General features: G+C 65.9%; 11 protein-coding genes. 6 read left to right on the top strand and 5 right to left on the bottom strand.

Annotated features, from left to right (window positions below; all coding sequences use genetic code 11):
• The first annotated feature begins 21 nt into the window (after window positions 1–21).
• Together PFZ56_RS23210 and PFZ56_RS23205 are read left to right on the top strand one after the other, a co-directional pair.
• Window positions 22–345: an isochorismate lyase gene (locus tag PFZ56_RS23210; RefSeq protein WP_102863566.1), complete on the top strand. Its 324-nt coding sequence runs from the start codon at window positions 22–24 to the stop codon at window positions 343–345.
• Complete coding sequence (locus tag PFZ56_RS23205; protein WP_170004674.1) at window positions 338–1,771, top strand: isochorismate synthase; 1,434 nt, start codon at window positions 338–340, stop codon at window positions 1,769–1,771. The genes PFZ56_RS23210 and PFZ56_RS23205 overlap by 8 nt, the downstream gene beginning before the upstream one ends.
• Window positions 1,772–1,960: 189 nt before the next feature.
• Here the strand turns inward: PFZ56_RS23205 and PFZ56_RS23200 are convergent, their stop codons facing one another.
• The 4 genes from PFZ56_RS23200 to PFZ56_RS23185 form a co-directional block, all read right to left on the bottom strand.
• The gene (locus PFZ56_RS23200) at window positions 1,961–2,902 is read right to left on the bottom strand and encodes an alpha/beta hydrolase (protein WP_110596545.1); all 942 of its coding nucleotides are present in this window, start codon (window positions 2,900–2,902) and stop codon (window positions 1,961–1,963) included.
• A gap of 173 nt (window positions 2,903–3,075) precedes the next feature.
• Entirely contained in the window at window positions 3,076–5,493 is a 2,418-nt protein-coding gene (locus PFZ56_RS23195; RefSeq protein ID WP_170004672.1) for a TonB-dependent siderophore receptor, read from the bottom strand.
• 105 nt (window positions 5,494–5,598) lie between these two features.
• Window positions 5,599–6,579 (bottom strand): DUF4880 domain-containing protein, encoded by a 981-nt coding sequence (locus PFZ56_RS23190; protein ID WP_268562742.1) that lies wholly within the window; start codon window positions 6,577–6,579, stop codon window positions 5,599–5,601.
• Window positions 6,576–7,085 (bottom strand): sigma-70 family RNA polymerase sigma factor, encoded by a 510-nt coding sequence (locus PFZ56_RS23185; protein WP_170003656.1) that lies wholly within the window; start codon window positions 7,083–7,085, stop codon window positions 6,576–6,578. The genes PFZ56_RS23190 and PFZ56_RS23185 overlap by 4 nt, the downstream gene beginning before the upstream one ends.
• A gap of 168 nt (window positions 7,086–7,253) precedes the next feature.
• On the opposite strand from PFZ56_RS23185, the gene PFZ56_RS23180 reads away from it, so the two are divergent.
• Together PFZ56_RS23180 and PFZ56_RS23175 are read left to right on the top strand one after the other, a co-directional pair.
• Complete coding sequence (locus tag PFZ56_RS23180; protein ID WP_170003653.1) at window positions 7,254–8,225, top strand: GNAT family N-acetyltransferase; 972 nt, start codon at window positions 7,254–7,256, stop codon at window positions 8,223–8,225.
• 202 nt (window positions 8,226–8,427) lie between these two features.
• Complete coding sequence (locus tag PFZ56_RS23175) at window positions 8,428–9,435, top strand: NAD(P)-dependent alcohol dehydrogenase (protein WP_170003650.1); 1,008 nt, start codon at window positions 8,428–8,430, stop codon at window positions 9,433–9,435.
• 41 nt (window positions 9,436–9,476) lie between these two features.
• Here the strand turns inward: PFZ56_RS23175 and PFZ56_RS23170 are convergent, their stop codons facing one another.
• Window positions 9,477–10,373 (bottom strand): LysR family transcriptional regulator, encoded by an 897-nt coding sequence (locus PFZ56_RS23170; protein ID WP_110652736.1) that lies wholly within the window; start codon window positions 10,371–10,373, stop codon window positions 9,477–9,479.
• A gap of 116 nt (window positions 10,374–10,489) precedes the next feature.
• On the opposite strand from PFZ56_RS23170, the gene mdlC reads away from it, so the two are divergent.
• Both mdlC and PFZ56_RS23160 read left to right on the top strand, forming a co-directional pair.
• Complete coding sequence (mdlC, locus tag PFZ56_RS23165; protein WP_170003647.1) at window positions 10,490–12,076, top strand: benzoylformate decarboxylase; 1,587 nt, start codon at window positions 10,490–10,492, stop codon at window positions 12,074–12,076.
• Between the two features lie 124 nt (window positions 12,077–12,200).
• A complete protein-coding gene (locus PFZ56_RS23160; protein ID WP_170003644.1) occupies window positions 12,201–13,592 on the top strand; it encodes an MFS transporter in 1,392 nt (463 codons plus the stop codon).
• The last annotated feature ends 36 nt before the right edge of the window (window positions 13,593–13,628 follow it).

Raw genomic sequence — 13,628 nt, 5'->3', positions numbered from 1 at the left:
TTTCCCTTGGTAGTCATCAACATGAAAACCCCCGAGCAATGCAGCGCCCTGGAAGACATCCGCTGGGCGATCGACACCCTGGACCAGCAGATCATCCAGGCCCTCGGCCAGCGCCTGGCCTACGTCAAGGCGGCCGCACAATTCAAGCCGACCCAGGACAGCATCGCCGCGCCGGAGCGGGTCGCGGCGATGCTCCCGCAGCGTCAGCAATGGGCCGAGCAGGCAGGCCTGGACCCGATGTTCGTGGTGCCGCTGTTTGCCCAGATCATCCACTGGAACATCGCCCAGCAAGTGCGCCACTGGCGCGTTCAGCGTGGGCTTGAGCAAGGAGTCGGCAATGAATGAGTCGTGCCTGTCCGGGCTGACCCAGGCCCTGCGTGAAGGTGAGGCCCAGGCTCGGCGCAATGGTCGCGCGGTACTGGTGGTGTTCAGCCTGGCCGCCGAGCGCCTGGAGCCACTGCGGCTGTTTGCTGCCAACCGCCAGGTGTTCGGCCAGAGCCTGTTCTGGTCCAGCGACCAGGGCGCTCTGGCCCTGGCCGGGTTCGGCTGCACCGAGGAAATCAGCCCGCCGGCCGCCGAGCGCTTTGCCGCCAGTACCCAGGTCTGGCGCCAACTGCTGGAGCAGGCCCATCAGGTCGGCCCGCGCAAGGCTTATCTGTGCGGCGGCTTCGCCTTCGATCCCCAGGCGCCGCGCAGTACTCAGTGGCAGTCGTTCGCCGCCACCTCCCTGGTACTGCCACGGATACTGTTGTTGCGCGAAGGCGAACAGCAGCACTGGCTGTTCAGCCTGTGGATCGAGCCGGGCGCCGATGTGGCCCATTGCGCTGCCGGCCTTGCGGCGGAATGGAACCTGCTGCAGGTCCGCTATGCCCATGCACCGTCACTGCAGGTGCCGGTGGGCACCCGGCAGGACGACGACGCCCTGGGCGCCGAGCAGTGGCAGGCCACCGTCGCCGGCGCCATCGGCCGGATCAACGCCGGTGAACTGAGCAAAGTGGTGCTGGCCCGGGAAGTCTGCTTGCGGGCCCCGCGCAGCATTCCCTGCGGCCCCTTGCTGGAGAACCTCAGGGCGGCCTATCCCCAGGCCTTTCTGTTTGCCTTCAGCCGCGGCGACAGTTGCTTCCTCGGCGCCACCCCCGAACGTCTGGTGCGCGTGGCCCGGGGCACCTTGAGCACCGTGGCCCTGGCCGGCACCTGCGCCCGCGGTCAGCACGAGCAACAGGATGCCGAACTGGGCCAGGGCCTGATGGACAGCGCCAAGGATCGCCACGAGCACGCCCTGGTGGTGCAGACCCTGCGCGAAGCGCTGCAGCCCTATTGCGCCATGCTGGAAATTCCTGCGCAGCCGCAACTGCACCGCCTGGCCCACGTCCAGCATCTGCTGACCCCGGTGTTGGGGCGGTTGCGGCCCCAGGTGGACCTGCTGCAACTGGTCGACGCCCTGCACCCGACCCCGGCGGTGGGCGGCCTGCCTCGGGCCAAGGCCCTGGAGTACATCCGCGAGCATGAGCAACTGGACCGGGGCTGGTACGCCGCCCCGGTGGGTTGGCTCAACGCCGAGGGCGACGGCGAGTTTGCCGTGGCCCTGCGCTCGGCGCTGATTCGCGGCAACCAGGCGCACCTGTTTGCCGGCTGCGGGATTGTGGGCGAGTCGGACCCCGAGAGTGAATACCAGGAGACCTGCCTGAAGTTGCGCACCATTGGCGACGCGTTGTGTCCGCCAGCGGCCTTGCCGAGCGTGGCAGTGAGCGCCGGACAAAGCGCCTTGTAGACGCTGGCGCAGGCTCGCAGCGATCCTGAGGGCGCCGAGGCCCCTTCGGTGCCTCGCGCAGCCTGCGGCAGCGGCTACACAGAGGGTTTCCTGTAGCCGCTGCTGAGCCTGCGAAGCTGCGAAAAGGCCGGGCCGCGTTCGGTACACAGGGCCTTGCCTGGCGAGCGCTTGGAGCCCTGGTCTGCAGGTTCAGCCAGTGGGCACCGTGACCGCTGCCGGGCCGGCGATGCTGGACGCCGGCCTGGTCCGCAGCAGGGCGTTGATGGCCTGGCCGTAGTCCTTGCCCGCCAGGCGCATGCTGTTGTTGTGGGTGCCGCCGGGCACCAGCAACAGCTTCTTCGGCTCCAGGGCGGCCTTGAACAGTTGCTGGCTCAGGCGCGGCGGTACGTAGTCGTCTTTGAGGCCGTGGACCACCAGCAAGGGCATGCCGATCTCGCCGATCTTGTCGATGGAGTCGAACTTCTGTGACAGCAGCCAGCGTACCGGCAGCGAGGTCTTGGTCGCTGCGGCAGCGGCATCGGCCAGGGTGGTGAAGGTGGATTCGACGATCAGCCCGCGAGCGGCAATCGGGGTCTTTTCGGCGGCGGCATTGCGCCCCAGTTCGGCAGCCAGGTCGATGGCCACCGCCCCTCCCAGGGAGTGGCCGTAGATCAGGCGTTTGTTGGCATCGGGTTGCAGCACCTTGAGCCGCTCCCAGGCGACGCGCGCGTCTTCATACACGCTGCTTTCCGAGGGCAGGTCGCCATGGCTCTGGCCGAACCCCCGGTAATCGATGGCCAGCACCGAGTAGCCCAGGGCGTGCAGTTGCTCGATGCGAAACAACTGGCCGGTGAGGTTCCAGCGCACGCCGTGCAGGTAGAGGATCGCCGGGGCATCGGCGCGTTTGGCCGGCCACCACCAGGCGTGGATGTTCTGTCCGGGCTTGAAGCTTTGCGGTTTGAGTTGCAGTTCCTGCACTGTGCTGGGCAGACCGCGATACCAGCCGGCGTTGCCCGGCTCGATGCGAAACACCAGTTGGCGCTCCTTGTGTTCGAGCACCGCACAGCTCACCGGCAGGCCGACGATCAGTGTGGCCAGGCACAGCAGCGCAAACCAGCGACGGCGCAGGCGCTGGGACAGGGATGGGGACATGCAGGGCTTCACCACAGGACGGACGACAGCGCGTTTTTAACAGATGTGCCGGGATGACGGCACTCATTTTCAGCGCAGCGGTCGGCGGCAAAGGTTAGAAAATGCTACGGGGGGAGGGGTAACAGACGTCGTGGCCAGCCGCTGGTGGGACGGGCCACGACGAGGGGGCTGCTTTAGAAGTTCCAGCGAGTGCTGAGCATCACATTCCGCGGGTCGCCGTAGTACGACGAGTTGTAGAAGCCGATGTTGGTGAAGTACTTCTTGTCGAACAGGTTGTTGACGTTGAGGGTGGCCGAGACGTTCTCGGTGATCTGGTAGCGGGCCATCAGATCCACCAGCCAGTAAGGGTCCTGGGCGAATTTTTCCTCGGTGCCCTTGCCGTAGTTGCTGAGTATCTTCCAGCCGGTGCCCTGCCAGCGGACGCCGCTGCCCAGGGTCAGCTTGTCCAGGCTGCCGGTCAGTTTGTAGCTGGTGTAGAGGTTGACCTGATCTTCCGGTTCCCAGGTGGAGACCTTGGCCCCGCTCTGGTCGCGAATGATCTTGTGGGTGTAACCGGCCTGCAGCTGCCAGCCGGGGGCGAGCTCTCCGGAGATTTCCGCTTCATAACCCTTGGCCTTGGACTTGATGCCCTTGGAGGCATAGTCCAGCCCGGGGGTGGTGGGGTTGGCGTTATAGGCCAGGTCATCCACGGGCCGGTTTTCTTCATGCACCTCGAAGTAGGCCAGGCTGGAGTTCAGGCGACCGTCGAAGAACTCGCCCTTGAGGCCCACCTCGTAGTTGGTGCCTTCGTCGGGCTTGAGCACCTTGTCGTTGCGGTCGCGGTAGTCGTCCTGGGGCAGATAGATCTCGGTATAGCTGGCATAGACGGAGAAGTTCTGGTCGAGGTCGTAGACCACCCCGGCGTAGGGAATGACCTTGCCGGTGTCCTTGGTCCGGCTGGTGCCGCTGACCTCGTAGTTGTTGACCCGGCTGCCCAGCAGCAACGAAAGATCATCGTTGAGGCTAAAGCGCGCGGTCATGTAGCCGGCACTCTGGCGGGTGGTCTCGTCGTTCTTTTTGGTGATGCGGCCCCAATCGGGCTTGGGGCTGTGCCCGTCCCAGTTGAAGTAGTCGTAGAAATTGTTGTGATTGGTGGCGCTGGTGAAGTCCCGGCCTTTCCAGTGCGAGTTGGAGATCGAGGCCCCGACCACCAGCTGATGCTCGCGCCCCAGCAGGTCGAAGGGCCCCGTAGCGTAGAGGTCGCCGCTGTCGCTGACGGTCTCGCCGGTGTACTTGCGGGTCAGCAGCGAGGCGATGCCGGTCTCGGCATTGGGCGACATCAACGAACCCAAGGGAGCGTTGTAGCCATTGATCTGGTGGTTGTACTGGGCCTTGGCCACCCAGCCGTTTGCAAAGCTGTGCTCCAGGGTGGTGAACGCGGTACGGGTGTATTGCGACCAGCGGCTCCAGCTCGCGCCGTTGTTGTAGGAGCGCGAGGTGCTGATGGCATTGCCCTTGGAGTCGTACAGCGAGCTGCTGCCCGACCAGCTGGAACCCTTGGGGTCGTTGTCCTGATAGTCGGCGCCGACGGTCAGCAGGGTGTCCGGTGACAGGTCGAACTCCAGGATGCCGTAGTAGACGCTGGTCTGGCGCTGGTAGTGGTCAAGGAAGGATTTCTTGTCCTGATAGGCGGCGACCATCCGTCCGCGGACATTGCCGCTGTCGGTCAGGGGGCCACTGACATCGACCTGCGAGCGGTAGTTGTCCCAGGAACCGGCCCCCAGGTCGATATGCCCGGCGAATTCGGCGGTGGGTTTCTTGCGCACCATGTTGATGGTGCCGCCGGGGCCACCGGCACCGGTGAGCAGGCCGGTGGCGCCCTTGAGTATTTCCACGCGGTCGTAGATCACCGTGTCGGTGAGGGTGTGGCCCGAGGAGTACTGCGCGTCCTGCAGGATCGGAATTCCGTCGTACTGGAAGTTCTGAATGGCAAAGCCGCGAGAGAAGTAGCTGGTGCGGTCACTGTCGTAGGTGGCCACGGTGATGCCTGGGGTATGGCGCATCACGTCGTCGATGGAATTGAGGCCGAAATCGTCCATGGCCTGGCGGGTGACCACCGAGATCGACTGCGGGGTTTCCCGGGGTGTCAGCACCAACCGGGTGGCGGTGGCGATGGTGCCGGGGGTGTAGGAGCCGGAGCCTTCGGTGATGGTTCCCAACTGGTTGGTGCTGACGGTGGTGGTGCCGAGTTCCACGCGTTCGCCGCCGGCCCTGAGCACTCGATAGCCCGCCCCTTCGGCCACCGCTTGCAGGCCCAGGGGCGCCAGCAGGCGTTGCAGGCCTTCACCGATGGCGAAGCGGCCGCTCAGGCCTGGGCTGTGCTTGCCGGCGCTGAGGCTGGCATCGACGGCGATCATGGCCCCGGATTGCTGGCCGAAGGCGCCCAGTACCTGATCCAGGTTGCCTGGGGCGATTGCGTAGTCGTGGCGCTGGCTGTCAGCCACTTCGGCGTTGGCCTCGGCGGCCAGCAGCGGCAGGCTGGTGCTGGCGATCGACAGGCCGATGAGGAACGGGCGCAGGGCCGCGGCAAGGGGCGTGAGGCGGATGTGCATAAGAAAGTCCATGGGTTGGGAAGGGTTGGCGCTGAGCTGTTTTCCAGCTTCTTCCCTGGTCTTGATGCGTGAGATTGGAAAAACTGCCGCCTTCCTGGAAAAAAATCAGGCCGCCGTCACTGAGGCCCAATAGCCCATGACCCGCTGAATGCGAATGGGCAGGGTTCGGGCCAGCAAGTCGAGGCTGGCGTCCGGCTGGTCGAGGGAGAACGAACCGGACACCCGCAGCCCGGCGACCTCGGCGGCGCAGCGCAGCAGGCCCGGACGATAGCGGTCGAGTTCGGCGATCACCTCGGCCAATGGCATGCGTTCGGCGATCAGCAGGCCCTGAGTCCAGGCGCTGGCTGCGGCGGCCACTGGCGTTACGGGGCTCATGCGTTGCTCGATGTCCACCTGCTGGCGCGGGCCCAGGACCTGTCCGGGCCCCTGACCCAGGCTGACCGAGGCACTGCCGCTCAGCAGTTGCACCCGGGTGCCGCGGTGTCCCGGCAAGCCGACGCTGACCATCAACTGCGACAGCGGTGCCAGGTGGATCCTGGCTTCGGCGGTGACGACCCGCACTGGCGCGGCGTTGCCCAGGGTCAGCAGCAGGCGTCCACTGTTGAGCCGTAGTTGCGGTCCTTGCACACGGTCCTGAAGATCCAGAGTGGTGCGGGTGTCCAGCTGCAGCGCCGTGCCGACCGCCAGTTGCAGTTGGCGGCGTTCGCCGGTGGCGGTGTGGTAGTCGCTGAACAACTGCGGCAACAGCAGCCGCTCGCGCACGCTCCAACTGCTGGCGGCCACCACTCCAAGGCCGACGACGCCCTTGAGCAAGGTGCGCCGCGAAGGGTGGCTGCGGGCCTGGAGCAACTGCCGGGTGCGAGCGGCGGGCAGGCTGCGGGTGCTGTCGCGCAGGTCCTGCCCGAGTCCGGCCAGGCGTTGCCAGGCCAATTCATGTTGCGGGTCGGCCCGGCGCCAGGCCAGGCACCCGGCCTGTTGCTCGGCGCTGCTGGTGCCCGACTGCAGGAGCACCAGCCATTCCAGGGCCTGGTCCAGTACGCGGTGGTCCACCGCGCCCTGATCGTCCATGGGCTTAAAGGCGCTCATGCCGGGTACACCGCCGCATAGCAGTGGCGGTAGGCCTTGAGCATGGCTTTCTGTACCACGTTGACCGAGAGCTGCAGGCGCTCGGCAATCTGCGGGTAGGTCAGGCCTTCGAGCTGGGACAGCAGAAACACGTCCCGCACCCGATGGCCCAGACCGTCCAGCACCTGACCCACGGCGTCCAGGGCTTCGAGCACCAGCAGGCGGGTTTCCGGTGAGGGCTGGTGTTGCGGGTCCAACTGCGCCAGTGATTCAAGGTAGGCCCGCTCCAGGGCCTGGCGGCGGAAATACTGGCCGCACAGTCGGCTGGCCACGGTGTTCAGATAGGCCCGGGGTTCACGCAGTACCGGCAGTTGTTCGCTGCGCAGAATCCGCAGGAAGGTGTCCTGTGCCAGGTCCATGGCCTGGTCCTGGTTACCGAGCTTGCGTCGCAGCAGTTGCACCACCCAGTTGTGATGCTGGACGTAGAGCTCGCCCACGGCGTGCTGTAGCGAAGAGTTGGGCACCATCGATAGGGGTTCCGGGACCGAGGCGAGCGAAAAGGGTGTTTATGGTAATGCTTCTCATTAGTGCGCGCTCAAGTTTTTATCGCTGCCGGCCAGGGCCCGAGCACGCGGGGCTTGTCGGTCATGTAGTTGTAGGTTACAACTAAATATTCCACGAGAGAGGTCACCTTTATGTCGAGCCCATCCGCAGGTTTCATCCCGCAATTGCGCCAGGCTTCCCGGCAGATGGTCCGTGAGCTGGGCTTCATGCACAGCACCCTGGCCGCCACCGACTACTCGCCCTCGGCAGTGCATGCGTTGCTGGAGATCGGCCAGGGCAATGCCTTGACCGCTGGCGATCTGGTGACGCTGCTGGGGCTGGAAAAATCCAGCGTCAGTCGTCTGGTGCGCAAGCTGGTGGAGGCCGGCGAGATCCGCGAACAGGCCGATGCACAGGATGCCCGCTCGAAGCGCCTGCACCTCACCGCCCAGGGACGCCAGACCCTGAGCGGTATCGACCGTTTTGCCCAGGCCCAGGTGGCCGCAGCCCTGGTGCACCTGAGCGCGGACCAGCAGCTTTGCGCCTCGACGGGCATCGCCGACTACGCCCGGGCACTGCGTGCGGTGCGCCTGGGCGAGGCGCCCGAGCCGCCCGCGTGCTGGTCCATCGCTCGTGGCTATAGACCGGGGGTGATTGGCCGTATTGCCGAAATGCATGCCTGCTACTACGCCGCCCGCGCCGGTTTCGGCCAGGCCTTTGAAAGCCTGGTGGCAGCGGACATGGCTGAGCTGATGGGACGTTTGCACAACCCGCGCAATCAGGTCTGGGTGGCGCTGCAGGGTGAGCGGATTGTTGGTTCCATCGCCATTGACGGGGAGGGCGCGGACGGCGAGGCGATCCTGCGTTGCTTCATCCTCGATGATTCGGCGCGTGGCCAGGGTTTGGGCCGACGGCTGCTGGTCGAGGCCCTGGGGTTCTGTGACCAGTGGGGTTTTACAGCCACCCGCTTGTGGACCTTCAAGGGTCTGGATGCGGCGCGCACGCTGTATGAGCAACAGGGTTTCGTCCTGGTGCAGGAGCAGGTGGGCGAGCAGTGGGGCGCGGCGGTGACCGAGCAGTGTTTTGTGCGAGCCAGGCGGGCGGAGCACGCCGGAACTCGCTGAGCGTTGTAGCCGCTGCTGAGCCCGCGAAGCTGCGCAAAGGCCCGCAGGGCCTTGCTTGGCAGTCCCGAGCCGAGCCTCTAGCGGCACTGAAAACCTGCGTCTCCTGCGCAGCCGTTCGCAGCCTTCGGCAGCGGCTACAGATAGCCGGTATTGGTGGTAGGGTTAGCCCCCTGATGATTATCGATCTGTGGAGAAGCATCCCATGCAAGCCATCAAGCTCAGCCTGCCGGCATCCCTGGACAACCTTAAAATCGTGGAACTGGCCGATCCCGGGCAACCCGGCGCCGGGCAGATCCGCGTGCGTCTGCATGCCTGTTCCCTGAATTTCCACGACTACGCGGTGGTGACCGGCGCACTGCCCACCGCCGACGGGCGGATTCCCATGGCCGACGGCGCCGGGGTGGTGGAAGCGGTGGGCGCCGGGGTCACGGAGTTCCAGGTGGGGGATTCGGTGGTCTCCTGTTTCTTCCCCCACTGGCATGACGGTGGCCCGGCCATCGCCGACTTCAGCACCACCCCGGGCGATGGCGTCGACGGTTATGCCCGTGAAGTGGTGATCCAGCCCAGCCACTGGTTCACCCATGCGCCCAAGGGCTACAGCCATGCCGAAGCGGCGACCCTGACCACCGCCGGTCTCACGGCCTGGCGTGCGCTGGTGGTGGACGGCGGGCTCAAGGCCGGGGAAACCGTGCTGGTACTGGGCACCGGCGGCGTGTCGATCTTCGCCCTGCAACTGGCCAAGGCCATGGGCGCTACGGTGATTGCCACCTCTTCGTCGGACGCCAAGCTGGCCAAGGTTCGCGAGCTGGGCGCCGACCACACCCTCAACTACCGCACCCAGCCTGAATGGGGCAACGAGGTGCTCAAGCTGACTGGCGGCCGAGGCGTCGACCATGTGGTGGAAGTCGGCGGCCCGGGCACCTTGCCGCAGTCCATCACCGCTTGCCGTATCGGCGGTCATATCGCCCTGATCGGCGTGCTCACCGGTTGGGCCGGACCGGTGCCGACCGCGGCGCTAATGGCCAAGCAGCAGCGCCTGCAGGGCCTGATCGTCGGCAGTCGCCAGCACCAGGTGGAGATGATTCGTGGCCTGGAGGCGACGGGGATCAAGCCGATCATCGACAGCACCTTCCCCCTGGCCGAGATCGCCAAGGCCTTCGCTCATGAAGCCTCGGGCGCGCACCTGGGGAAAATCTGCCTGACGTTCTGATGGAGCCTAATCCGTTTCGCAGTTGATTCCCTGTGCTGGGCTCACATCTGACCGTCGATGATGGCGCCGGCCACCGTCTGGCAGAACCAGCGCAGGGCGGCGGAACTGTCGCTGTTGGGGTGCCAGTGCAGGGACACTTCGAACTCGCCCACCGGGAACGGCAGTTCAAGCTGTTTCAGGCCGCCCTCCAGGGTGAACAGCCGGGCGATCTGCGCCGGCAGTACCGCCAGCAGCTCGGTGCCGGGCAAGACCTTGGGCAGCACCGAGAAGTGCGGCACATGCAGGCTGATCCGGCGCTGCAGGTTCATCTGCTTGAGGACGTCTTCGACGCTGCCGTGGCCGGTGGCCCGGGTCACGGCGATGTGCCGCTCGGCGAGGAACTGCTCCAGGCTCAATAGCTCGTTGATCCGTGGATGGCGATCGCTGAGCAGGCACACATAACGTTCGCGAATCAGCACCTGGCTGCGGGCCCCGGGCACGTTCTTGCGGCAGATCAGGGCGTCCACCTTGCCGCTGCTCAACCAGTCCCCGGCCTGGTCCACCTGCAAGGGCAGCACCTCCACTTCGGCCTCCGGCGCCTCGCGGTTCAGACGCGCGAGGATCAGCGGCAGAAAGCCCATTTCCCCCAGGTCCGAAAGGGCAATGCGAAAGCGCCGCTCGGTGGTGGCCGGGTCGAAGCGGCGGGTGCTGTGCACGGCATTTTCAATCCGCGTCAGGGACTCACTGAACCCCCGGTACAGCTCGTCGGCCAGATGGGTCGGCTGGATGCCGTCGCGGGTGCGGCTGAACAGGGCATCGTCGAACAGCTCCCGCAGCCGTGCCAGGCCGTAGCTGACCGAGGGCTGGGTGACGAACAGGCGCTCGGCAGCCAGGGTCACGCTGCGGGCCTCGTAGAGCGTGACGAAGGTGCGGATCAGGTTCAGATCGATGTGGCTCATGGTGCCTCACGGATATAGACGGGTCTTATTTTTGATAGAGATAGTATCAATTTGATCAATCTGGCGGCGGCTGCAAGAGTCACTCAAATTCTAAAAAAGCAGCGGCAAGGGTCTTTATGCAAACCGTCCATAGCGCCTCCTACGACATTCTCCGGCAACAGGGCCTGACCACCGTGTTCGGCAATCCGGGTTCCAACGAGTTGCCCTTTCTCAAGGGCTTTCCCGAAGACTTTCGCTACATCCTCGGCCTGCATGAAGGCGCCGTCGTGGGCATGGCCGACGGCTTCGCCCTGGCCAGTGGCAAGCCGGCTTTCGTCAACCTGCATGCGGCCGCCGGCACCGGCAATGGCATGGGCGCGCTGACCAATGCCTGGTACTCCCACAGCCCATTGGTGATCACCGCCGGCCAGCAGGTGCGGTCGATGATCGGTGTCGAGGCGATGCTGGCCAACGTCGATGCGCCGCAGTTGCCCAAGCCCCTGGTCAAATGGAGCCATGAGCCGGCCTGTGCCGAGGACGTGCCTCGGGCCTTGAGCCAGGCCATTCACCTGGCCAACCAGGCGCCCAAGGGCCCGGTGTATCTGTCGATTCCCTATGACGATTGGGCCCGCGCCGCACCGGCTGGGGTCGAGCACCTGGCGCGGCGCCAGGTGGCCAGCGCCGGGCTGCCTTCGGCGGCGCAACTGCGCAGCCTGGTGCAGCGTCTGGTGGCGGCGCGCAACCCGGTGCTGGTGCTGGGGCCGGATGTGGACGGCAGCCAGAGCAACGCGCTGGCGGTGCAGTTGGCGGAGAAACTGCGGATGACGGCCTGGGTGGCGCCTTCCGCGTCCCGTTGCCCGTTTCCAACCCGCCACCCGAGTTTTCGCGGGGTGCTGCCGGCGGCCATTGCCGGCATCAGCCGCTGCCTGGCCGCCCATGACCTGATCCTGGTCGTGGGCGCCCCGGTGTTCCGTTATCACCAGTACGCGCCGGGGGACTACCTGCCCGACGGCACGCAGTTGCTGCACATCACCTGCGATGCCGGTGAAGCGGCCCGGGCGCCCATGGGTGATGCGCTGGTGGGGGACATCGCCGAAACCCTGCAGGCCCTGGTCTGGGCCTTGCCGGACAGCGATCGCCAGCCGCCCCAGGCTTTGGCGCGGCCAACGCCGATCCAGGAACAGGGTGGGTTGCTGCGTCCGGAAACCGTGTTCGATGTGATCAACGAGCTGGCTCCCAGGGATGCAATCTACGTCAAGGAGTCCACGTCCACGGTGGGCGCCTTCTGGCAGCGGGTGGAGATGAGCGAGCCCGGCAGCTATTTCTTTCCGGCGGCAGGGGGCCTGGGTTTTGGCCTGCCGGCGGCGGTGGGGGTGCAACTGGCCCGCCCCGAGCGTCGGGTGATCGGCATCATCGGCGACGGCTCGGCCAACTACGGCATCACCGCGCTGTGGACCGCGGCCCAGTACCAGATTCCGGTGGTGTTCATCATCCTCAAGAACGGCACCTACGGCGCCTTGCGCTGGTTCGCCGATGTCCTGCAGGTCGATGACGCACCGGGGCTGGATGTGCCCGGCCTGGACTTCTGCGCCATCGGCCGCGGTTATGGCGTGCACGCCGTGCAGGCCACGACCCGTGAGGCATTCGCCGAGGCTTTAAGCGCAGCGCTGGCGGGCAAGCGCCCGGTGCTGATCGAGGTGCCGACCCTGACCATCGAACCCTGAGGGTGCCATCGCCGCCGGGCACGGGGCCCGGCGGCGCCAGCCGTTTTCAACGCAGCATCACCGAGTATCGAGGCTTTTCGTACAAAGCCTGCGGATACACCACAACAATAAAAAAGAGGTGGTTATGAACGCGACATCCGTCAGCCAAGTGCTGGGGGGAGCCTCCCTGCCAGTGCGTCCCGTATCCGGCAACGCCGATATCGGCACCTTGCTGGATGAGGGCCCCTATACCCGAATGCAGAAGATCGTGGTGCTGTTGGCCGCGCTGTCCATCGTCATGGACGGCTTCGACGGGCAGCTCATCGGCTTTGCCATACCGCTGATGATCAAGGAGTGGGGCATCACCCGCGAAGCCTTCGCGCCGGCGGTGGCAGCCGGGCTGATCGGCATGGGCATTGGCAGTGCCTGTGCCGGTCTGTTCGCCGACCGGTTCGGACGGCGCATGGCGGTGATCGCCAGCGTCTTTGTGTTCGGCACGGCGACTTGTGCCATTGGCCTGGCACCGGATGCGCTGGCGGTGGCCGTGCTGCGTTTTATCGCCGGGCTGGGCATTGGCGGGGCGTTGCCCAGTGCCACCACCATGACCGCGGAGTTCACCCCGGCGCGCCGCCGTACCCTGGCGGTGACCGCCACTATTGTCTGCGTGCCCCTGGGCGGAATGCTCGCCGGCTTGTTCGCCTCCCAGGTGTTGCCGGTGTATGGCTGGCGCACACTGTTTTTCCTCGGCGGCAGCCTGCCCATCGTCTTCGGTTTCTTGCTCTTGGCGACACTGCCGGAATCGCCACGTTTCCTGGCTCGTCGGCCCCAGCGCTGGGGGGAATTGAGCGCCTTGCTGGGGCGCATGGGGCGGCCCATGGCCGAGGGCGTTCGCTATACCGATGCCCTGGAGCAGAAGAGCGAGCAGCAGGGCGGTTTTCGTGCCTTGTTCGCCATCGGCTACGGCCGCGACACCCTGGCCGTGTGGGTGGCGTTCTTCATGTGCCTGACCGCGGTCTACAGCGCTTTCAGCTGGTTGCCCACCATGCTGCAGTCCACGGGGCTGCCGCTGGCGGTGGCCAGCTCCGGCCTCACCGCCTACAACCTGGGCGGGGTGATCGGGGCGCTGGTCTGCGCGGTGGCCATGACCCGCTGGGGGTCGTTCTGGCCGCTGGCGATCTGTTGCGCCGGGGGCGCGGTCAGCGCCTTCGCTTTGCAGGCGGTGGACATCCACCAGAACACCAGCTTGCTGATCTTCGGCATCGGCGTGCATGGCCTGTTCGTCAACGCCGTGCAATCCACCTTGTATGCCCTGTGTGCCTTTATCTATCCCACTGGGGTACGTGCCACTGGCACCGCCTCGGCCCTGGCCTTTGGCCGCCTTGGAGCGATTCTCAGTGCCTTCGCCGGTGCCACGGTGATCACTCAGGGCGGGGCACAGGGCTACCTGACGTTGCTGGGCTCGGTGATGGTGCTGGCCCTGATCGCCCTGCTGATCGTGCGTCGGCACATTCCCCGGCGCAGGCCGGGAGCGGCATGAGTGCCTCGCCACACAGGGAGGGCCTGGCCGGTGAAC

The organism is Pseudomonas danubii, from assembly GCF_042980055.1.
GTDB classification, from domain to species: domain Bacteria; phylum Pseudomonadota; class Gammaproteobacteria; order Pseudomonadales; family Pseudomonadaceae; genus Aquipseudomonas; species Aquipseudomonas danubii.
The sequence above is the reverse complement of the archived record's forward strand: the minus strand, read 5'-3'. Positions and strand labels throughout refer to the sequence as shown.

Bases quoted from the DNA above. Each gene is read 5' to 3' on its own strand.
- PFZ56_RS23195 (WP_170004672.1), bottom strand. From the start codon at position 5,493: ATGCACATCCGCCTCACGCCCCTTGCCGCGGCCCTGCGCCCGTTCCTC.
- PFZ56_RS23175 (WP_170003650.1), top strand. From the start codon at position 8,428: ATGCAAGCCATCAAGCTCAGCCTGCCGGCATCCCTGGACAACCTTAAA.
- PFZ56_RS23185 (WP_170003656.1), bottom strand. From the start codon at position 7,085: ATGGTGCCCAACTCTTCGCTACAGCACGCCGTGGGCGAGCTCTACGTC.
- PFZ56_RS23200 (WP_110596545.1), bottom strand. From the start codon at position 2,902: ATGTCCCCATCCCTGTCCCAGCGCCTGCGCCGTCGCTGGTTTGCGCTG.
- mdlC (WP_170003647.1), top strand. From the start codon at position 10,490: ATGCAAACCGTCCATAGCGCCTCCTACGACATTCTCCGGCAACAGGGC.
- PFZ56_RS23210 (WP_102863566.1), top strand. From the start codon at position 22: ATGAAAACCCCCGAGCAATGCAGCGCCCTGGAAGACATCCGCTGGGCG.
- PFZ56_RS23190 (WP_268562742.1), bottom strand. From the start codon at position 6,579: ATGAGCGCCTTTAAGCCCATGGACGATCAGGGCGCGGTGGACCACCGC.
- PFZ56_RS23205 (WP_170004674.1), top strand. From the start codon at position 338: ATGAATGAGTCGTGCCTGTCCGGGCTGACCCAGGCCCTGCGTGAAGGT.
- PFZ56_RS23170 (WP_110652736.1), bottom strand. From the start codon at position 10,373: ATGAGCCACATCGATCTGAACCTGATCCGCACCTTCGTCACGCTCTAC.
- PFZ56_RS23180 (WP_170003653.1), top strand. From the start codon at position 7,254: ATGTCGAGCCCATCCGCAGGTTTCATCCCGCAATTGCGCCAGGCTTCC.
- PFZ56_RS23160 (WP_170003644.1), top strand. From the start codon at position 12,201: ATGAACGCGACATCCGTCAGCCAAGTGCTGGGGGGAGCCTCCCTGCCA.